Genomic DNA, 19,910 nt, shown 5'->3' with positions numbered 1-19,910 from the left:
AAGTCCTTTAACTTCCTCTAATTACTAAAGTCAAATGACTTTGGCAGATGCAAAAGATTTTGAAAAATTTTTTAAAAAAATTTATTCATATACATTTCACGCATCTTATTAAGAGTGGATTTCAGCTTGTATGACAGCATCTGTCTGGAAATCCCCATAATCTCCGCCATCTGTGTCTGTGTCTTGTTTTCAAAGAAAATGCCATAAATAATCATGCGTTCCTCTGAGTTCAGTTGATTGATCACTGTGTGAATATCCTGCTGTTCCATTTTTGTCAGTACACAGTGCTCCACATCACAGTTCAGATCTGGAAAATCCTCAATCATGAAGCCTTCTCCATCAATGGACTGACCGCTGTAAGGTACTTCTCTCAGCATCTTATCCACAACCTCACCCAGTTCATTCTTAATCTCAACTTTTTTTGCCTTGCTGCTTCTGTAAAAATTATTCATCGCATACGCAACTTCTTTTGTAATCTCGATCATTTCTCCATCAATATTTGCGTAATACTTTCCTTCGTAAAAATATGGGTGTTCAATATACATATCCGTTCCTCCTGAATTTGAAATCTTGTTGCTCGTTTCAAGTCCAGAAGGCGGACCTCTGTTTAGGATCATGCCTGCTCCGCCTTTATCCTGCCGGGATACGCCCGCAGTTATTGGCTGAGAAATTCAGGCACGAAAAAAAGCCCCAGTAGTTTTTTCTTAACTACTGAGGCTTTCGTCTCTTTCTTGTATTCAGTTATCTATGCCTTCTTTCATCAGCATAATCATTGTATCAGGATAAAGTTCACAAAGTATCCGCAATATATTCCCATAAGTTCATATCATTATTGGAATCGTACATATTTCAGTATAAAAAGTTCACCGTGTTATTCTTCTACTTCTTTTCCATCTATATATAGTTGAAATTTATCAGGATGATTGACTACATCATAGTCCTTTCCGTATTCTACAGGTCTATATTCGGCTGTCATTACCGATTCCCCATCTTCAATATCCTCTTTCCATAAATAGATGTTCATATCAAGACTCGTCGCATATCCCCTGTCTGTGGAGAATTTTGTCGAATAAAATGAATCATCCTTGTACATCTGCAAAAGTTCTCTTGCAAAAGCTTCTTTATCCCCGATATGTCCCCGGTTAGCAACCACTGTAATATTTTCATCTCGATTTACGGAAAATGTTCCAACTACATCCGGTTCGCCTTCCTTATGACCAGATTCAGATTTCCCATAAATACTTCCTGCAGCAATTATCAAGATCACTGCTCCTGAGATCACTGCAATTATCTTTTTCTTCATATTTTTATTTTCCTTTTAGTTTTTTTTACTGCGTAATTGATTACTTCTTCCGGTGTAGGTCTTTCTCCTTTAAGTGTCATTTTCTTCCATTCTTCCTGCACGGCCGGATCAGGATTATCAAATCCTGTATCTATGGCTATCTGCATTTCTCTGCGTACTTCTTCTGGTGTCGTATTGTACTTTTCTGCAATCTTCTCATAAATATTTTTTTCTCTCATTTACCCGCCCTCCAGTTTCAAAGAATTATTTATAGTTCTTTAGAACTACTATATCATGATTATCACTATGAAAAAAGATTTTTTCACAAACGAATCCATAAAAAAGAATAAAAAAAAGAAGAGCTTAATGCCCTTCGATTTCAATGCCTATTTCATTAGTCTACCAAAGCTCTGACCGCATTTAAAATTCTTTTCTGCTCGTCCTTTGGCAATTTTTCTATCATATCAGATAATTCATTAGTAACACCTGTGACAGAATGTGTCACAACATCTATCAGTAGCGCATCAGCCGATACATCAAGTGCATTGGCAATTGCTACAAAGGTATCCAACTTTGTTACTTTCAGTCCTCTTTCTATCACACTGACATGTGTTGTACTTAAATTTACCAGCGCCGCCAGTTCTTCCTGTGTAAGATTTTTTGCTTCTCTTGCTGCTTTAATTCGCTGACCAACCGCTTTTAAATCCATCATAGCACCTCCTTCAGAACGATAATTCGGTCTAAAATTAGTATACTGATGGATAATTGAAAGATACAGAATCCGCAAATCAAGTTGTAGTTCTATGGAACTAATTTTCATTTTTTATACATGCAACACACAAAAAAGCCACCAGAAGAATTAGTATCCTCTGGTAGCTCCATTAAAATTTATCATTTGTTAATGTGCAACACTCATGCTCTCATCAATCCATTTCTGCACCATTTGAACACTCACATTAAGATAGTGGGCTATTTTATCAACTTTCATTCCATCCGCAGCCATGGATAATGCTGAGGCTTTTGCTTTTTTCAGCTCACCACTTTCAATACCTTCACTATAAATCTGTTCCATCTCACGGCACATGAATTCCACCCCTTTCTGTGTTTCCTTCAATTCGTATACTCTGTCAGCAAGTATCTTACTGTGCATATCTTCTGCATTCTTACAGTGAAGATCATGCATCAGTCTGCCTAATTCTGTATCCTCTTGTTTCTTAGAATTTACATAGATAATATGAGCTTCATCCTTAAAATTCTCACTGACTTCTTCGATTTTCCTGTCTATATGATAAATCGGAAGTCCGTATCCAAGTGCATCGTCTCTGGTGATAAAAATCACGTAGCTTTCCGGAAGGTCATCAAAATCCTGTCCTGGATTTAATGTGTTCATATCCATCAGACCACTATGATACCTTGCTCTTTTGGGAGATGCCCCTTCGTTGTCCTGTTGGATTTCTACATCCATCTGCTTGCCTTCAGAATCTCTGGCAACACAGTCCAGAATAGCTGAACGCCCCTGCAAATTCTTATAGTCTTTCTGCAGAACTTGATCAATCACTTTCAGATCCTTTTTATTCATAATTACCTGCAGAACATATTCTGTACATTCCCGTTTCTTGAATACATTCCGCATAAACACATCGCTCATGATGGTAAGGTCTTTTAAGATACCCTTGTATCTTTCGTAACGTGTTTCCAATTCTTCTGTTTTCACGATTTCTTCTTTCGCCACGTCCATTCTCGCCTCCATTCTTTGCTATGTCAGGATAGGTTCCTAAATGTCTCCTATCCCAATTTCATCTTAACATCAAAATCAGCTTTTCACAAGCCACTATTTTATCCTACACCACTTGAAAACAATAATTTCCAATCAGTTTCATCCAACTATTATATTTATTCTTTTCACACACCTTTCGGCAAATTTCATTTTCCATCAATACACAGAACATCTTATCATAATCAAATGCCCAGACAGCACCATTCACATGGTTTTCCACTGCTTTCTGATCTATGCTTTTCAAGCGTGTGACCATTTTCTCAATTTCTCCATTTCCCAAGTTACCGATATTTTTGCAGATAAACCGAAAGAAATTCAACGTTGCATATTCGTCATGCCAATGGAACTCTTCTGGATTGTTTTTAATTTTACTGACTCGCTGCTGTTCTTTGATTATCTGAGCAGCTACACCTTTCATCGAATCTTCGTATCTCATATTATTCACCTACTCTTCCTCAACGCCCAGTGACGGTTTAAATCTTTTATCCTTTGCCTGCGGTACCACGATCTCATAAAAATAAAATCCTAAATACCCAAGTGCCTGCTTCTTCATTTTATAAAAAGAAGTCCTGCCTATTCCCAACTCCTGTTGTACTTCCACATCTGTCTTATTATAATGACTGCAAAAACAGGAATGAAGGATTTCACTGAGCATCACACCATTCGGTGCATAGAACTTCACCAAAGTCATTCCCCGATAGATCATGTCCGACAATCCATAAATAATCATCAGATTATTCATCTCCCGGTGCATCTTTGGCACATTCAGCTGGTTGTTATAAATGCTCAGATAACTCAATACATATGCCATATCTTCATTGATTTTCTCCTGGCATTCCATATCCAGTTCTTCTAACACAATCTGATTTTCCAAAATCAATTTCTGATAGCTTGTCATCAATTCTTTAATATCAGTATAATGTCTTTCGATTGTAACTTCCAGATAATCCTGTGCATGACTTGCCATCTGGAAGGTAATTTCTTTCATTGATTTAATTGCATAATCTCTGTCTGTCATCAGTTTCAAAATCTCCTTATCATCATCACACTAACTGGCGGTCTTTCAGACCAGTTCGCTTTCCCCATGATTTTGATGGGAAGCAATTACTTACTACAACTTGCAGAATCGGATATCCAAAAGGCATTGTGGGAGCTGCCTTTGCTGACCGAAATCCATCTTCTTATGTAAAACCTGCAGGAATATAAAGGGAAAGTGACTATCCCTGCCGGTTAATAATCCAAATAATATCGTCTATACCAATCTCTCCTTATGCTGTTTTTCTCTCCATAAACCATTTATCCACTTCGTAAAACAAGTGGCTTTCCTGCCCCTGTATCATACAGGTGTACATCATTCCTACACCGCCTGCCTTTCTGCTGGCGCATCGCTCGATTTTCAAAATTCTGTCAATACTATATTTTCTTCCATCCTCCCATGTAAAAAATATGGGAACCAGCTGTCCGTCTTTACGAAACTCTGCTACTACATCTACATATACTTTGTTCATGCCGACACCTCACTATAAAATCTCAATTGCTCTTGGCGATGCCGGGATTCTGCGGATATATCCATTTAACTCCAACTGCTTGATTCTGGAAAATGCTGATGATGTTGATTTCACCCCGATCAATTTTCCAAATTCCCGTACTGTCGGCGGATATCCATGCTCCTTCGTATAATCCAAAATACACTGATAACTTTCTTTCTGTTTTCTGGTTAATGCTTTTTTCAAATCTATCCCTCCAATTACCCATGAAAATAACTGTGTGGATGGATCGTGTGCGTACCAGCGTCTAAGTGGGATAAGACTTTATCCTGATACATTGCCGCTCGCTGTATACTGAAATAACCAAACCGTCGTCTGATCTCATCTACAGTACGATCCAGCTTCTCTAACTTTTCCTTTTTCTCCTGATTTCCAAATAAATCCAACTGCACGGGAATATCATCTAACACAAGATCCGCAGCTCGGATTCCCAGGCTTCTAATGGGATATTCCCATTTGTAATTATCTTTAAATAGCTGAAATGCTGCAGTTACAATCTCGTTTGTAATATTCGTTGGCTGTCGTAAATGTATCTGTCTGGAAAAACTATACAATCCATTATCTCGAACTGTAATTTCTACTGTTTTGCATTTAAATCCATGTTTCCGCAATCGTGCAGCTACACTTTCTGCCAATGCTATTTGAATGATCCAGACATCCAGATCATTTTCCAGATCTCTCGGTGTTGTAGTGCTATTACCTATCGACTTTACTGGTGCTTCATATCCTTCCTTGCAAACCGGATCTTCATCCCAGCCATTTGCGAAAGCCCATAATACATTTCCTATTTTTCCAAAATGACTCTCTAACAACTTTTCGTCTGATTCCGCAAGTTGCCCGATTGTCCGGATTCCAAGTTTTTGCAATTTCTTATTTGTCTGTCTTCCGACATAAAGCAAATCTGACGCTGGAAGCTGCCATATCCTGTCTTTATAATTTTCTCGATTAAACTCTGTGATTGCATCCGGCTTTTTATAATCCGAGCCAAGTTTCGCATAAATCTTATTCCAGGAAATTCCAATACTTACCGTTACACCCAGTTCGTATTTAATCCGATGGCTGATTTCTCTTGCAATCGTCATTCCGCTTCCTTTCAGATTTCCACTATCTGATACATCCAGCCAGGCTTCATCAATTCCATATGGCTCAATTTTGTCTGTATACTCTGAATAGATTTCTCTTGCCATTTGTGAAAATCGCAAATATAAATCCATCCTTGGTGGTACAAAAATAATTTCCGGGCAAACCTGTTTCGCCTGCCATAATGCCATTCCGGTTTTTACTCCTTGTTTCTTGGCAATATAATTTGCTGTCAACACAATTCCATGCCGGGCTTCCGGATCGCCACCTACTGCCAGAGGCATTCCAGCAAATTCCGGATGATGTAGCATTTCTACACTGGCATAAAAACAGTTCATATCACTATGCAGGATCACACGCTCACTCAAACTTTTCACCTCCCAGCTGTTTCCTTCAACATGATGTCTTATCAATTTCTGTATGTTTAGTATATATCGACATTCCGGAGATAGTCAAGTAACATCTTGGTTGTATTTTCTCCATTTTGGAGATTATTGTTGATTTTATTTCTAACATACGGTATAATGCATATAGAAAATTCAAATAGAAATGAGGCGAACAAATGCGTGATTTCGGGGAAATATTAGCAGAAAATAGAAAAAAGAAAGGATACTCTCAATCAGATCTGGTAGACCTGCTTTCTCAGGAAGGTATTCAGGTCACTACAAAAGCAATCTCCAAATGGGAGACCAATGCACGAGAACCAGCTTTACATGTTTTCCTGACACTTTGCCAGTTACTTGATATCGAAGATATATATGAATCTTTCTTTGGAGAAAATCCATATAACATTATGAGTGGATTGAATGAAGAAGGCAGAAATAAATTGATTGAATTTGCTGATATTTTGAAAGCTTCTAAAAAGTTTTCTCCACTGTCTGCAAAGATTATCCCATTCCATCATCCTGTAGAAATTACCTGGGAACCAGTTTCTGCTGGTACTGGAAATTACCTGGAAGATTCTGTAAAAGAAACTTATGACGTAGGACACCTTGCTCCTGAGCAGACTGACTTTGGTGTACGGATCTCCGGTGACAGTATGGAACCACTTTATCATACAGGCGATGTCGCATGGATTCAGAAAATAGATTCTCTTGCTAATGGTGAAATTGGAATCTTCTATCTCAACGGTAATACTTACATCAAGGAATTACACGATGAGCCAGATGGTGTTTATCTGATTTCTTTAAATCAAAAATATCGTCCTATCCAAGTTTTGGAATCTGACTCTTTTAAGATTTTTGGAAAAGTAATCGGAAAATGCAAAGGTGCAGAAATTCCGGGATTCCATTAGATTTCAACAGCAGGTTCATGATCCTGCTGATAACAATAAGCAAAGGAAGTGATTGAATGGCAATCAATAATACACTAAAAGATATTCGTGAAGAACGGAATCTCATTCAAGCAGATTTGGCTGAAGCCATAGGTTCCTGCAGCCAGACTATAGGCCGCATCGAACGTGGAGAACGTAATCCCTCTCTTGAGATTGCAATCCGGCTGGCACATTACCTGAAAGTGCCTGTAGAAGATATTTTTCAAGTTGAAGACTGAAGCATAACAGCCGAAAAACCGAGGAATAAAATCCCCGGTTTTCCTTTTGCTCAAAAATCAGTGTAATTCCATGATGCACAGATGCATATACGATTGCTTTTCTCATTTGTTTTCCTTTCTGCCTGCTCCATCAATCAGGTCATAACTCATATCTAAAAAGTCCAGTACCTTTGCTTCGCTGACCGAACCATCCAGTAAAATAGTGATCCAGTGCTGCTTATTCATATGATACCCAGGTAAAAATCCATAAGTCTGAATAATCATATTTGTCATGTCCGGATCACACTTTACGTCAATGATATCAAGCAGCTCTCTTCCTTCTAATCCCAGTTTCGATTTTTCAACCGTCATGATCACTGCATACCATTTCCCATTCTTATGTCGAAGTACTGCACTGTCCGGTAGTTTACTCCATAAATATTCCGGAATCGTGCCATACTGTTTCTGCACATATTCAAAAATTTCTTCTTTCTTCACAATCTATTCAACTCCTGATTCTTCTGATATCCTGCCCATAATCATACCACATTTTCGTATCCCGTACTACCTGCCAAATTCTTTTGCATTTTCCCGGTTCTCCTGACTTTAACTAATAGAGAGGTAAAACAGCAAGGACAGGAAGTGAGGATACACTTCCGGGAAATCCCAATTTAGGGAACCCTGCCCTAAATTGAAAAAAGCTGAAAGCAACGATACTACTACCTTCTCAGAAAGGAGAACACGCCAATGGCTGAAAGAAAGAGAAGCAAAGAAATCCATTTCTATGTCACAGAAGAAGAACGGAAGCTTATCCGTAGAAAGATGATTGAATCAAAGACCAAAAACATGGGAGCTTATCTTCGCAAAATGGCAATCGACGGTTACATCGTCAACACAGATACCACTCCACTGAAGAAACAGTATGAGGAAATGCACAAGATTGGTGTAAATATCAACCAGATTGCAAAAAAGGTAAATACCACCGGAGATCTATATCCGGAAGAAATGCAAGAATTGAAAGAGATGGTGAAAGAATTATGGCGTATCTTAAGATCTTCCCCATTAAAGTAACAGACAAGAAAGCTCTGGACTACATCACAAATCCAGATAAAACAGAAGAAAAACTGTTAGTTTCCAGTTTTGGCTGTTCCCCGGAAACTGCAGATCTTGAATTTTCTATGACTAGAGAAATGGCAAAAAAGAATGGAATGGATAAAGGTGATAACCTGGCATTTCATCTGATCCAGTCGTTCAAACCTGGAGAAGTTGATGCCGAAACCGCCCATCGCTTAGGACAGCAATTCGCAGATGAAGTACTAAAAGGAAAATATGAGTATGTGATCAGCACCCACGTTGACAAAAATCATATTCACAATCACATCATCTTCAACGCTGCAAGCTTTGTTGATCATCACAAGTATGTTTCCAATAAGCGGAGCTACCATAAACTCTGCCGGATCAGTAATCGTATCTGCCATGAAAACGGACTTACCACCAGTATGCCAATCGGAGAAAAAGGCAAAAGCTATAAAGAGAACATGGAATATCATCGTGGCACCAGTTGGAAAGCCAAGCTACGTGTTGCGGTTGATAAGGCAATCTGGGCTTCCATCAACTATGAGGAATTTCTGCAAAAGATGCAGTTAGCCGGATATGAAATCCGCCAAGGAAAGCACCTGTCCTTCCGTGCACCAGAGCAGAAAAACTTCACTTATATGAAATCTCTCGGAAGCTATTATTCCGAAGAAAATGTTCGCATCCGCCTGGCAAAAAATCGTAGCAAAGTAAAAGCTCCAAAGCATCTGTCCAGAGAAGCCCGCCTGTATATCAATATCTCCACGTATGTTACAACCGGCAATCGAGAAGGATTTGAACGATGGGCAAAGCTCAATAATTTGAAAGAGGCGGCCCGCACCTTCAACTATCTTTCCGAAAATAACCTACTGAATTATGAAGATTTCCAGCAGCATCTTTCTGATGTTAATGCTTCTGTTAAAGCGGCTGAGCAGAGAATAACGCAAATCAACAGTGAGCTGAGCACACAGAAAATCATTCGGAAACACTGTGATTCTTACCGGCTTTGCCGTAAAGTGATTGAAGATTGCAGATCTGCTAAAAATCCAAAAGCATACCGAACCAAGCATCAGGCAGAATACCAGCTCCACGATTCACTAAAAAAAGAGCTTCAGGATCTCGGTGTTACCAAAATCCCAAGCTCTAATAAAATCCAGAAACGGATTGAAAATCTTGAATCTGAACAGGCAGCTACTGTCCGCGAAAAACAGGAATTACAGAAAAAACAGAAGACACTAGATATCATCCAGCAGAATTTCATTGCTTTGATGTATACTCCAAATGTAAAATCCGATTCACTTCAGACAAAACGAGAATCAGTACCTATCTCGAGAGATGAATGAGGGCACTTTGTGCCCTCATTCATCTTCTTCTGACTCTTCCCAAAGTTCCAATCTCATTTTTTCTTAATGTATAATGTGGCACATAACCAAATGTATAACATTTTCGATCTGTCCCTCCCTGCAATGGTCTATATAGAGAAGCGAACTGTCCGTACTACTCTGGAAGTAGGAGCTCTTATCTCAATTTCCATCCAATCGCTTTCTTACGAATACCAATGAAATCTGCATAAATACCAGGCTGCCTTATCAAATCCTCATGTTTGCCTGTCTGAACAATGTGACCACCTGACAATACAAAAATCTGATCCGCATTTCTGACTGTTTTTAGCCGATGAGCTATCATAATAACCGTTTTATTCTTCGTCAGCTCTGAAATAGCGCCCATCAGAAGATTTTCATTCTCTGGATCAACACTTGATGTAGCTTCGTCTAAAATGATGATAGGAGCGTCTTTCAAGATTGCTCTGGCAATCGAAATCCGTTGTTTTTCACCGCCGGACAATGTAGCGCCTCCCTCACCAATAACGGTGTCGTAGCCATCAGGCAGACTCATAATAAAATCATGGCAGCACGCCTTTTGAGCTGCTTTTACAACTTCGTTATGGGAAGCCGCTGGATTGCCGAATTTGATATTATTTTCTATGGTATCAGCAAAAAGATATACCTTCTGGAATACCTCACTGATATTGGTGAGCAGACTGTCCAGTGTGTAATCTCGAACATCTATACCGCCGATTGTAATTTTTCCATCGTCAACATCCCAGAATCGAGCGATTAGGTTACAAAGCGTACTTTTTCCGGCACCGGACGGACCAACAATAGCCGTTACGGTTTTTTCGGGAATAGAGAGGCTCACATGATCCAGAATCTTGTGTTCTCCATAGGAAAAAGAAACATCATCAAAAACAATATTATAATTTGGGGGATTGATAGGTTTACCATGTTCGTCCATAACGGGCGTGTTATCAATTTCGTTTACCTTGTCAATCGAAACATCCAGTAACCGCAGGAGAGAGGAAGTATTCCCCGCCGACTGAAGCTGACTAAAGAGCATAAATGATGCTACTGTCATAAGCAGGCAAATGGAAAGCGCCATCGTTCCATTCAGGTAAAAGTACAACCCCTCCACTATAACAAGAATACTTGTTCCGTAGAGAATGATTTGTTGCAGCATATTGTAAGGGACGAATGTACGCTCTAATTTCAGATTTTTATCCTTGCTGTCCAGAATTGCCTGTCTCATTTTGCTATTGGAATTTTGACCGAGATTAAAGGATTTTACAATCAGCATCCCTTGAACGTATTCCAGTACATTAGAAACGAGAGTCTCCTGGGCCTGCTGTCTTTGTGGCGAAACCGTTTCCGATTTTTTCTGTAACCGGCCGATGCACCATGTAAAAAGCAGAATCCCGCACAAAATCGTCAGTCCGATCCGCCAGTCGATACAGAGCATAACAATAGTAATAATCGCTGCATGGATATAGCCGCCTAATATGTTGGTTAGCACCATGGACGCATTATTTTCAATATCGCCCATAGTCGTAGTGACGACAGAAGTCAAATTCCCCAAATTGTGATCGTTGAAATACCCCATCGGCATATATTTCATGCGATCTCCAATATGAATCCGTTTCTCCGCGCACATAAAATATCCAATTTGCACCTTGCCGAAATCTGAAATGTAGCTGCAATAAATTTTAAGCAGCATGCTTGCCAGGGTGATTCCAAATATCATCCAGATCATAGACGTAGTAAAACCGTCTGTTAAACCCGAAAAAACCATGGCTAATGCTCCAAAGGACATCATATCAAAAAGGGAGTGCAGGACAGAAAAAAGGATAGCTTTTTTCATTGTCCCCTGCATTTTCCCTGAAAACTGATAAATCTTGCTTAATGTCTTTATCATCTTCGCACCTCCTACGCCACATCTTTTGTGTCCATGTGCGCTTTCCACATTTCCTGATAGAGCGTACAGGAAGTCAATAAGTTTTCATGTGTTCCTTCGTCAATAATCTGCCCATCTTTTATGACAACAATTTTATCTGCATCGGTAATCGTAGAAAGACGGTGCGCAATCATCAGAACGGTTTTCCCGGCAATCACTTTTGCCATTGCCTCTTGAATTAAGGCTTCATTCCCGGCGTCAATGTAAGCGGTTGCCTCGTCAAGAATAACAATCGGCGCATTTTTCAGTACAGCGCGGGCAATCGCAATTCTCTGGCGCTCACCGCCCGACAAGTGACCTCCTGCACCTCCGACAACTGTATGGAATCCATTTTCCAGATTCAGAATGAAATCATAGCAGCCACAATCTCTGGCAGCCTGATATACTTCTTCATCCGTTGCGGATGGTTTTCCCATACGGATATTTTCTAAAACAGTTTCGTCAAAAAGATAGTTGTCCTGTGAAATATAAGCGATGTTATCCATAAGCTGTGACAACGGAATTTTGCGAATATCTGTTCCGTCTAACTTGACAGTTCCGTTTGTTACATCCCAAAATCCCGCAATCAGCTTCGTAATGGTAGACTTGCCGCCGCCACTGGGACCGACAAAAGCGGTAATGCTGTTTTCTGGAATAGAAAGGTTGATATTTTTTAGCAATGGCTTTTCGCTTTCATACGAAAAGCTGACGTTTTCTAACACAATATTGGAAGAATGAATAGACACCGGCGTTTCCGGGCGATCCAGTTCTTTTTCATCCAATACGGCGCACAATTCCCCGACTACTGATTTCATTTGAGAAATGCTGTCCGTAAAGTTCATGGCATTTAAAATTGGTGTGATAATACCCAATGACAGCACGATACAGGTAACAAATGCCGGAACGCTCAGGCTCCCGTTCCGGTACAGGACACAGCCAATAGGAAGAACACACACTAACACACTGGGCCAGATTGTAACAAGCATGGATTTGTAAAGCTGCACGCTTTTCATCCAGTTCACAGCATAGGCCGCATTATCTTCAACGGCATCTGAATATTTCTGGTAAGAATTAGCAGACTGATTAAACGCCTTAATGACTTCTATTCCGCCGATATACTCAACCACAGTGCTGGTCATTTTACGCATGCGCATAATAAGACCCTGGAATTTTTCTTCATATCCATTTGCCATTCCCTTATAGCACAACATACCAATCGGCAGGGTAATCAATGCAGCCAGCGCCATTCTCCAATCCAAAAACAGTAGGTAAATCAGAATACAAATCGGAATACAGAGATTCGCTGTCAGCTCCGGTACTAAATGCGCAAGGGTCGTTTCCATTCCCTCCACACGATCTACCAAGACATTTTTTAATTCTCCCGATGGGGTGTTAATCATATAGCCCATCGGAACCCTGGTAAGTTTATCTGCTAGTTTCAGGCGGATCTCCGCCAGAGTTGCGAAAGTGGCCGTATGGGAAACTAAAGTAGAGAAATTTGCAAAGCATACTTTCCCAAGGAAACCAATTCCCGCAATCAGACACCACTCCATATAGACGGACACAGATGTCTCTCCATCCATCAAGAGAATCACAATTTTTGAAACTGCAAAAAACGGTAGCAATCCGGCGGCAACACCCAGGATTGCCAAAATCACTGAAAGAACATATTCACCCTTATATGGAGCGGCAAGTTCCATCAGTCTGGACATGGGATTATCTTTCTTGTCCATTTCACATACGCTCCTTTTCATAAAAATAGAGATTGGTTAAACACTTCTAACCAACCTCTATTATATCTATTCGGCTATTTTCTGCCACTCTGATAGGGCGTTAAACACTCCATTTAGACATTGGATTATATTTATTCCGCAGGCTGTACGTTATCGATCTCAAAGAACTGTGGCACGCTGGAGAAAGTATATCCGGCGATTTTGGAGGAATTATATACAACCAGATCCTTAGAATAGGAGATCGGAAGGTCAATCACATTGTCGTTGGAAACATTCAGTGCAGTAGCAATCGCACTCTGAACCACTTCGGGATCAGCAGAGGTGGAGAACGCATTTACCGCATCCGAATAGCTCTGGAAATCCTCAAGTGCCTGCAAGGAAATAGCATGAGGATCAGCACCGAGGGATTCCTGCAGGAACTTGTGCGGTTCAGTATAAGACCCTTCTGTATTCCATGTTGTAATGTCATAATTTCCTGCAACGCCTTCGGTCCACCAGGTCATCTGATCCTGGCCGGTAGTGGTTACGTCAATACCAACCTCTGCAAGCTGGGTCTTAATTGCAAGAGCCATGTCCTGTGCAAGAGAAAGATCAGTCCAATAGGTGTAATTCAGGGAAAGCTGCTGTCCATCTTTTTCACGGATACCAGTGCTTTCATTCATCACCCATCCAGCTTCATCCAGAAGTGCATTTGCTTTATCCAGATCATAGCTCCATGTGCTGTTATAAGTAATGTCTGTGTAGGGCGCTCCGGGTGCAAACAGGCTGGTGGCCGGAGTTTCGTATCCATAGGTCAGGCCCTTGGTGATTTCTTCCTTATTGACAGCGTATGCAATCGCCTGGCGAACCTTAAGATCGCTCAAAATTTCGCTGGACGCATTCAGAACCAGGTTCCGGGTCAGGGTATTTCCATCATTGATTGCGCCCTCGATCCCATCCAGAGAAAGAGCCTGATTATAGTCATCATAGCTGAGAAGGTCAGCACCGTAAATCAGGTCAACCTCACCAGTCTGTAATGCCTGAAGTCTGGAAGATGCCTCCGGGATATACTTTATGACAACTTCATCATAGTAAGGAGCTTCGCCCCAATAGTTTTCATTTCTGACAAAACGGGTGCAGTCACCGGAAATCATTTCTTCGCGGATGTATGGACCAGTGCCGACAACATCTGTGAATGTCTGGAAGTTTTCAGCTTCAAACACATTCGGGGACATCATACCAGCAACATTCTGGAAGCAGAAGTCATTGATATAAGAGAAGCAAGGGGCAGCATAATGAACGGCCACCGTGTATTCGTCAACAACCTCTACGCTTTCAATGTTGTAAATGCCCTTGATACCGCTAAAATTAGGGTTGGAACGGTCAAAGTCCAGAATTTCCTTTACGCTTTCCGCATTAAAAGCGGCTCCATCTGTAAAAGCAACATCCTGACGGAGCTTAAAGGTAAGGACAGTATTTGTCTCATCCCATCCCCATTCCTCGGCCAGTTCGGGAACAATTTCCCCGTCCTCATAGGCGACTAAAGTCTCATAGACCAGGCCACAGGCAATATTGTTTTCCTTGTTCATGGTCAGTGTCGTAAGGCTGTCCAATTCCTTAGCCGTGACGATCGTCAGTACCTTCGCTTCGTTTTCACCGCCAGTCTGCGTCTGATCGGAGGTATCATTCTGACCACAGCCGACCATAGACAGAAGCATACTCACGCCCAATACAGCGGCGAGAAGTTTCTTGTAAATCTGTTTCATGTTATCCTTGTCCTTTCTGGTTTGATAATTGATCTATTAGATAGCCTTGCTCGGCGATCCGTCCCTCCCGCATGATGATAATCCGATTTGCAATACGCATTGCGTCCTTTCTGCTATGCGTAATGAAAATGCAGGAGCTGCCGGATAGCTTCACAAAGTTCTCTACTAAAGTAAGTACGGCATCCGCCGAAATCAGGTCAAGCCCGCTGGTCACTTCATCCATGATTAAGTAATCAGGTTCCACGGCAATCGCCCGAAGCAAAGAGAGCCGCCTCTGTTCGCCGCCCGAAAGCTGACGGACAGGCGTTTCCAAAAGCCCATAATCCATGTGTACGGCATCCATCAAATCTAAAATATGTTTTTTTCTTTCGGCTCTTTTCTTATCAGTTAAGTTCACCAGTGCTTCTTCTACATTTGCGTATGCAGACCTGGCAGGATTTAAAGTGCCGGAAGAATCCTGAAAAACAGCCTGTATTTTTTTACGGTGCTGTTTCCATGTTCGATAATTCCAACAGGTTATATCTTCACCATCCAGTAATATTTTGCCAGAAGTTGGTTTCTCAATGCCGATCAGAAGTCTTGCCAGCGTGCTTTTTCCCGATCCGCTTTCTCCCTCAATAGCAAGACTTTCACCTTTACAAAGGTGGAGGTTGATGTCCGAAAGCGCATTAAAATCTCCCTGGTTCACATTATGATATACCTGATTTACATTCTGGATTACAATTTCTCCCATTTCCATTCACCCCGACTTTCCCTATGGCTCAACGCGGAAAATTGTTTCATCCAGTCTGTCTGCGGACTTGACAAGAGTTTATCCATCGTTCCATGCTCAATAATTTTTCCGGCTCCCAGAACATAAACGTTCTGACATAAGTTTTTAAGTGCGGCCACATCATGGGATACAAATAATATGCCTTTGTCCTTCATTTGCTCCTGCATGATGAGAAGCAATAAATCCCTGTTTTCTTCATCCAATGCAGCGGTTGGTTCATCGGCTAAAACATAATCCGGCGACATTCCCAATAAGATTGCCGCAGCTACTCGTTGTAGCATTCCGCCTGATAGTTCAGACGGATACGCACCCAAAATCCGATCCGTGTCTTTTAGATTTACGGAAACCAGTTTCTCTTTCGCCAGGTCAGTTGCTTCACTTGTATTCAAATGCAAACGATTGACAAAGGTTTCCCGCATCTGATAACCGATTTTTAATCGGCTGTCAAAAGCCGTCATAGGGTTCTGGGGGATAAATCCAAGCTTCTTTCCACAAAGCTCACGATGTGACTTGCGGGAAAGATGTGATAAATCTATATCGTCCAACAAAATTTTCCCGGCATCAATATGACAGCTTGTGTGAAGCATCCCCAAAATGCTCCGCAGCAAAGTTGTTTTTCCAGAGCCGCTTTTACCTGTAAGTCCAATCACATGGCCTGCAGGAATTTCCATAGATATGTCTTTCAGAAGGTAGCGGCCTGACCGTTCCTTGACATCTAACTGTTCAATTTTTAACATCACTCTGCCTCCTTCGTTGTCAACTGCCTGCCAATGACGTTAAAGCAGAGTGTCGATAAAATTACCGCCCCTATTGGATAGAGAATCATGGTCGGGTGAAGAACCAAAGCACCCCTTGCGTCTAAAATCATACTTCCCCAATCTACTACATTATCACCAAGCCCTAATCCAATAAAGGAAAATCCGGTAATAGCCAGAATCATATCCGCACAGGAAAGGCACAGAAAGCGAATCATTTCGGCAATCAAATTCGGGAAAATATGAATCAGCATGATTCTGAGCTTTGAAGCGCCGGAAGCGATTGCACACATGACATAAGCTTTTCCCATTTCCATGTCGGTACGGGTACGAACCAGTTTTATGTATCTCAAAATGTAAGACACAGTGAGCGCGACAAGAGTAGTTTTCGCTCCGCTGCCCCAGGCTCCAATAAACACAATTAAATACGCAATCGGGGGAATGGCTGTAACAGCGTTAATCAGGCCATCAATAAGTGCATTTTCTTTCATAATGGCCCGGCTTGTCACCATTCCGATAACAGTGCCAAGCAGAAAAACAATAAGAGAGCCTCCTAATACAATCCCCAGCGTTGTCCAGCCACCATAAAGAATCCGTGACAGAATGCAGTGCCCTAAAGCATCCGTACCAAACGGATATTCTGCGCTGGGATCAGCATATCTCTCCAACAAGTTTGATTTCATTGGATCGTTGGGTGCAAATAAAAATCCGGCAAAAAAGAAAATAATCACAAGGGTTGGAATGAAAATCGCACACCATTTCCGAAAACGCTTCGTTTTCATTTACGCCACCCCCTTTTTACGCCCGATTGCCCACTGCACCAAGTCAGCGGCAATGTTGCAAAGAGCAATCGCCAGCGCCAGAAAAAACACCTCGGCGTGTATCATGGGAGTATCGCGATCAAGCACATGGTTTACAATCAGATAACCAAATCCCGGAATTGAAAAAATGGATTCAATCACCGTTGCGTTAGCCAGTGCCAAACCAATGCTTTGTAAAAAGTTTGGAACTAAACCCATCGCTGCCCGCGGAAAAAAATGGCACAGCAAAAGCCTTTTTTCCGAAAGCCCACGGCAACGGGCATAAAATGCGTAATCCTCGTTGCTTTCATGCTCCAGAGCATCCATCAGAAGCGGCGTATAGAAAGAAGCCCCGAATACGCCAATGCAGATTGCCGGAGATATGTAGCTGAGTAGGGTTGTATTTCCTGCCACAGAAATTAATGACTTTTGAACAGCAAAATAATCCAGATAAACGGTTGCCAAATAGAAAGAGGGTATGGACACACCCAAAATGCACAAAAGCCTGACTGCCTTTTTCGGAAGTTTCCAGGGAAGTAAAAAGGCAATACAACTAACGATTACAATGAAAACAACCTGAAAGATAGATGCCAGAGCTACAATTCCAAGCGTTTTCGGAAAGGCTGTGGCAATATCCGTCCAAACATCATGTCCATTTGCCAAAGAAACGCCTAAATCAAAATGCAGTAAGTCCCATACCCAACGGCCATACTGGACAAGCAATGGTTTATCAAACCCCAACTGAATCCGAATCTTTTCAATCTGTTCCGCTGTGGGGTTTCCGATCATCCTCTTTGCATAAGCTGTGGCTGGATCAACGGATGACAGTCTCATCAGCAAGAAAGACAGTAGAGTTACAAACAATAAAGTAAATATCAGCTCAACCAGTTTCCGTAGGATATATTTTCTCATATCCCGTTTCATAATACCGACTCCTTCGCGGGTTAGAACAATCTAACCTCTATTCAAAAAAAAGAGCGTCTGCACGACGCTCTTAAATCATCTGCTAGTACAGATGATAGTATATTGTATCTGGTATTTTGCCGCCACTCTAAAAAGACCAAACATCCTCTATTTGGACAACTTTTTTCGGAACTCGGAAGGCAGTTCTCCAAATTCCTTTTTGAATACTTCGGAAAATTTACTTGGATTATCGTATCCCATTTTAGCCGCAATTTCTGTTATGCTGTCAGAAGTATCCCGAAGCAAGATCGTGGCAGCCTGCATACGATAGGATTTCATATAAGCATAAATAGAACACCCATAAACGCCCTTGAAGCAAACCTTCATTGAGGTAAGAGGAATTTCAAATTTTTCTGATAACTCCTGCAAAGTATAATGGTTGCGAAGATCAGCTGTCATATATTCCTGCATTTTCTTTATTGTTTGTACTTGATTTCTTGCAAAATATCTTCGTTCTTCCTGGTAATCCTGAAGCGAAACCTGATTCAGAAACATCAGCAATTCCAACACTTTCACTTTTAAATAGTAAGCGATCATCCGAGGCTCCACCCGATAAAGTTCCGAAAAAATATGTTCAATTTCGCTTTGAGTTCTTAATACAATGCAGGTATCATTCTTGCAAAACTTATCTGCAATCGAAAAGACATCTATATTCAGACCTCCAATCACACTTTCTATCCGCTTCATAGTTTGATCTGCCGTAGGCAGATCAATGGTAATAGAAATGCCGTGATAATGCGACAACGGAAAGTAAGTTGATGTAGTTTCGTTTGTCAGGCGGTTAATTGCAAGATCGCCAGCACCGACATACTGATAATCTCCATTAGCAAATTCGCATTCAAAACGTCCCTCCCGGCAATGATTGATTTCAAGTACATCAGAGTGCGGAAGCTTGTTTTGATTCTGTCCATCGCTCATGTGAAAATCATTATAGAATAATTCAATACCCGGAAGAATTTCATAGCGAGTGATAACACCCTCCCCAGTTACATTTTTCATTCTGTAAATGGAGCAGCCATCTTCGCTGACAATTTTTTGAATTTCCGGGTCAAAAAAGTCTGTAAATTGCTGTTCGCTCATTTGTATTTTCTCCCTGATTAGCATAAGTAAACCACAGTTAGTATAGCATATTTTCATGGCCGCAGTCCATGGATGTTTTTTGAATTTTGAAGTATGCGTGTTGTTTATGTTACTGTTCAGGTGCGAACTTGATTAAGAAAAGCCGGTGGTGTAAACTGTAATCAGTCAAAACCACTGGCTCTTCTTAATCCAGAATCCTGGATACTCTATCAAAGAGGTTACTTTCATTTTGTCGCATCACAACCAGCATGCTCATGCTTTTACAGAGATAATCGTGGCTTTGGTTACTCCGGAAGGACACGACCTGCTTTTGCTTTCTTTTATAGTTGCGAAGCTGTCTCTCGGCTTCATTATTACTTGTCGGAACCCTTCTGTCATGCAGGAACATGAGATGGTTTTTCATCAGTTTGTCCATGCGTAGGTACAGGTTGTATCTGGTGTTAGCATATAAGTCCGGACAAGTGGCTCCGAAGAAATCGGAGTAATCATTCTCCTTATTGTATTG

General features: G+C 41.1%; 24 protein-coding genes. 4 read left to right on the top strand and 20 right to left on the bottom strand.

The genetic code is table 11. The annotated features are described in order from the left end of the window. Window positions 1-71: 71 nt before the first annotated feature. The 10 genes from EUBHAL_RS02085 to dinB form a co-directional block, all read right to left on the bottom strand. A complete protein-coding gene (locus tag EUBHAL_RS02085) occupies window positions 72-545 on the bottom strand; it encodes a sigma factor-like helix-turn-helix DNA-binding protein (protein ID WP_172677211.1) in 474 nt (157 codons plus the stop codon). Window positions 546-871: 326 nt separating this feature from the next. Next, window positions 872-1,303, bottom strand: a complete 432-nt coding sequence (locus tag EUBHAL_RS02080) for a hypothetical protein (protein ID WP_005344282.1) — start codon at window positions 1,301-1,303, stop codon at window positions 872-874. After that, window positions 1,300-1,521: a sporulation initiation factor Spo0A C-terminal domain-containing protein gene (locus EUBHAL_RS02075; protein ID WP_005344281.1), complete on the bottom strand. Its 222-nt coding sequence runs from the start codon at window positions 1,519-1,521 to the stop codon at window positions 1,300-1,302. Before EUBHAL_RS02075 ends, EUBHAL_RS02080 begins: the two co-directional genes overlap by 4 nt. Window positions 1,522-1,676: 155 nt before the next feature. Beyond that, window positions 1,677-1,994, bottom strand: coding sequence for a helix-turn-helix domain-containing protein (locus tag EUBHAL_RS02070; RefSeq protein WP_226896994.1), 318 nt, complete (start codon window positions 1,992-1,994; stop codon window positions 1,677-1,679). A 186-nt stretch (window positions 1,995-2,180) separates the two neighbouring features. Then, window positions 2,181-3,020, bottom strand: coding sequence for a PD-(D/E)XK nuclease family transposase (locus EUBHAL_RS02065; protein ID WP_044921519.1), 840 nt, complete (start codon window positions 3,018-3,020; stop codon window positions 2,181-2,183). A 103-nt stretch (window positions 3,021-3,123) separates the two neighbouring features. Next, the gene (locus EUBHAL_RS02060) at window positions 3,124-3,495 is read right to left on the bottom strand and encodes a hypothetical protein (RefSeq protein ID WP_044921552.1); all 372 of its coding nucleotides are present in this window, start codon (window positions 3,493-3,495) and stop codon (window positions 3,124-3,126) included. 9 nt (window positions 3,496-3,504) lie between these two features. Then, window positions 3,505-4,077 carry an ArpU family phage packaging/lysis transcriptional regulator gene (locus EUBHAL_RS02055; RefSeq protein WP_005344273.1) on the bottom strand — a complete coding sequence of 191 codons (573 nt, stop codon included), beginning with the start codon at window positions 4,075-4,077 and terminating at the stop codon, window positions 3,505-3,507. 250 nt (window positions 4,078-4,327) lie between these two features. Next, window positions 4,328-4,567: a hypothetical protein gene (locus EUBHAL_RS02050; RefSeq protein WP_005344271.1), complete on the bottom strand. Its 240-nt coding sequence runs from the start codon at window positions 4,565-4,567 to the stop codon at window positions 4,328-4,330. A 12-nt stretch (window positions 4,568-4,579) separates the two neighbouring features. Continuing rightward, window positions 4,580-4,792, bottom strand: coding sequence for a LexA family protein (locus EUBHAL_RS02045; protein ID WP_005344268.1), 213 nt, complete (start codon window positions 4,790-4,792; stop codon window positions 4,580-4,582). A 14-nt stretch (window positions 4,793-4,806) separates the two neighbouring features. Further along, window positions 4,807-6,054: a DNA polymerase IV gene (gene dinB, locus EUBHAL_RS02040; protein WP_044921517.1), complete on the bottom strand. Its 1,248-nt coding sequence runs from the start codon at window positions 6,052-6,054 to the stop codon at window positions 4,807-4,809. 194 nt (window positions 6,055-6,248) lie between these two features. Between dinB and EUBHAL_RS02035 the strand changes: the two genes are divergently transcribed. After that, the gene (locus EUBHAL_RS02035; protein WP_005344266.1) at window positions 6,249-6,980 is read left to right on the top strand and encodes a helix-turn-helix domain-containing protein; all 732 of its coding nucleotides are present in this window, start codon (window positions 6,249-6,251) and stop codon (window positions 6,978-6,980) included. A 56-nt stretch (window positions 6,981-7,036) separates the two neighbouring features. Further along, window positions 7,037-7,237: a helix-turn-helix transcriptional regulator gene (locus tag EUBHAL_RS02030; protein WP_005344265.1), complete on the top strand. Its 201-nt coding sequence runs from the start codon at window positions 7,037-7,039 to the stop codon at window positions 7,235-7,237. Between the two features lie 102 nt (window positions 7,238-7,339). On the opposite strand, the gene EUBHAL_RS02025 is transcribed toward EUBHAL_RS02030, so the two are convergent. Then, a complete protein-coding gene (locus EUBHAL_RS02025) occupies window positions 7,340-7,714 on the bottom strand; it encodes an MmcQ/YjbR family DNA-binding protein (RefSeq protein WP_005344263.1) in 375 nt (124 codons plus the stop codon). Between the two features lie 249 nt (window positions 7,715-7,963). Here EUBHAL_RS02025 and EUBHAL_RS02020 point away from each other — a divergent pair, with 249 nt between their 5' ends. Both EUBHAL_RS02020 and EUBHAL_RS02015 read left to right on the top strand, forming a co-directional pair. Continuing rightward, the gene (locus EUBHAL_RS02020; protein WP_005344262.1) at window positions 7,964-8,287 is read left to right on the top strand and encodes a MobC family plasmid mobilization relaxosome protein; all 324 of its coding nucleotides are present in this window, start codon (window positions 7,964-7,966) and stop codon (window positions 8,285-8,287) included. Further along, window positions 8,254-9,633 carry a relaxase/mobilization nuclease domain-containing protein gene (locus EUBHAL_RS02015; RefSeq protein ID WP_005344261.1) on the top strand — a complete coding sequence of 460 codons (1,380 nt, stop codon included), beginning with the start codon at window positions 8,254-8,256 and terminating at the stop codon, window positions 9,631-9,633. Before EUBHAL_RS02020 ends, EUBHAL_RS02015 begins: the two co-directional genes overlap by 34 nt. Window positions 9,634-9,808: 175 nt before the next feature. Here the strand turns inward: EUBHAL_RS02015 and EUBHAL_RS02010 are convergent, their stop codons facing one another. From EUBHAL_RS02010 to EUBHAL_RS16655, 9 genes are all read right to left on the bottom strand, one after another. After that, window positions 9,809-11,539, bottom strand: coding sequence for an ABC transporter ATP-binding protein (locus tag EUBHAL_RS02010; RefSeq protein WP_005344260.1), 1,731 nt, complete (start codon window positions 11,537-11,539; stop codon window positions 9,809-9,811). A gap of 11 nt (window positions 11,540-11,550) precedes the next feature. Continuing rightward, window positions 11,551-13,290, bottom strand: coding sequence for an ABC transporter ATP-binding protein (locus EUBHAL_RS02005; protein ID WP_044921515.1), 1,740 nt, complete (start codon window positions 13,288-13,290; stop codon window positions 11,551-11,553). Window positions 13,291-13,421: 131 nt separating this feature from the next. Then, window positions 13,422-15,035 (bottom strand): nickel ABC transporter substrate-binding protein, encoded by a 1,614-nt coding sequence (locus EUBHAL_RS02000; RefSeq protein WP_005344256.1) that lies wholly within the window; start codon window positions 15,033-15,035, stop codon window positions 13,422-13,424. Between the two features lies 1 nt (window position 15,036). Then, window positions 15,037-15,768, bottom strand: a complete 732-nt coding sequence (locus EUBHAL_RS01995; protein WP_049940617.1) for an ATP-binding cassette domain-containing protein — start codon at window positions 15,766-15,768, stop codon at window positions 15,037-15,039. Then, window positions 15,753-16,544, bottom strand: coding sequence for an ATP-binding cassette domain-containing protein (locus tag EUBHAL_RS01990; RefSeq protein WP_005344247.1), 792 nt, complete (start codon window positions 16,542-16,544; stop codon window positions 15,753-15,755). The genes EUBHAL_RS01995 and EUBHAL_RS01990 overlap by 16 nt, the downstream gene beginning before the upstream one ends. Further along, entirely contained in the window at window positions 16,544-17,344 is an 801-nt protein-coding gene (locus EUBHAL_RS01985; protein WP_005344245.1) for an ABC transporter permease, read from the bottom strand. Before EUBHAL_RS01985 ends, EUBHAL_RS01990 begins: the two co-directional genes overlap by 1 nt. Then, on the bottom strand, window positions 17,345-18,286 hold the full coding sequence (locus EUBHAL_RS01980; RefSeq protein WP_005344243.1) for an ABC transporter permease: 942 nt from the start codon (window positions 18,284-18,286) through the stop codon (window positions 17,345-17,347). A gap of 147 nt (window positions 18,287-18,433) precedes the next feature. Beyond that, on the bottom strand, window positions 18,434-19,405 hold the full coding sequence (locus EUBHAL_RS16305) for a helix-turn-helix domain-containing protein (RefSeq protein WP_044921512.1): 972 nt from the start codon (window positions 19,403-19,405) through the stop codon (window positions 18,434-18,436). Window positions 19,406-19,589: 184 nt separating this feature from the next. Then, window positions 19,590-19,808: an IS66 family transposase gene (locus EUBHAL_RS16655; RefSeq protein ID WP_227233629.1), complete on the bottom strand. Its 219-nt coding sequence runs from the start codon at window positions 19,806-19,808 to the stop codon at window positions 19,590-19,592. Between the last annotated feature and the right edge of the window lie 102 nt (window positions 19,809-19,910).

This window comes from Anaerobutyricum hallii DSM 3353 (assembly GCF_000173975.1).
Classification (GTDB): Bacteria; Bacillota; Clostridia; order Lachnospirales; family Lachnospiraceae; genus Anaerobutyricum; species Anaerobutyricum hallii.
Note: the sequence above shows the minus strand (reverse complement) of the source record. Positions and strands in the feature narration are given on the sequence as shown.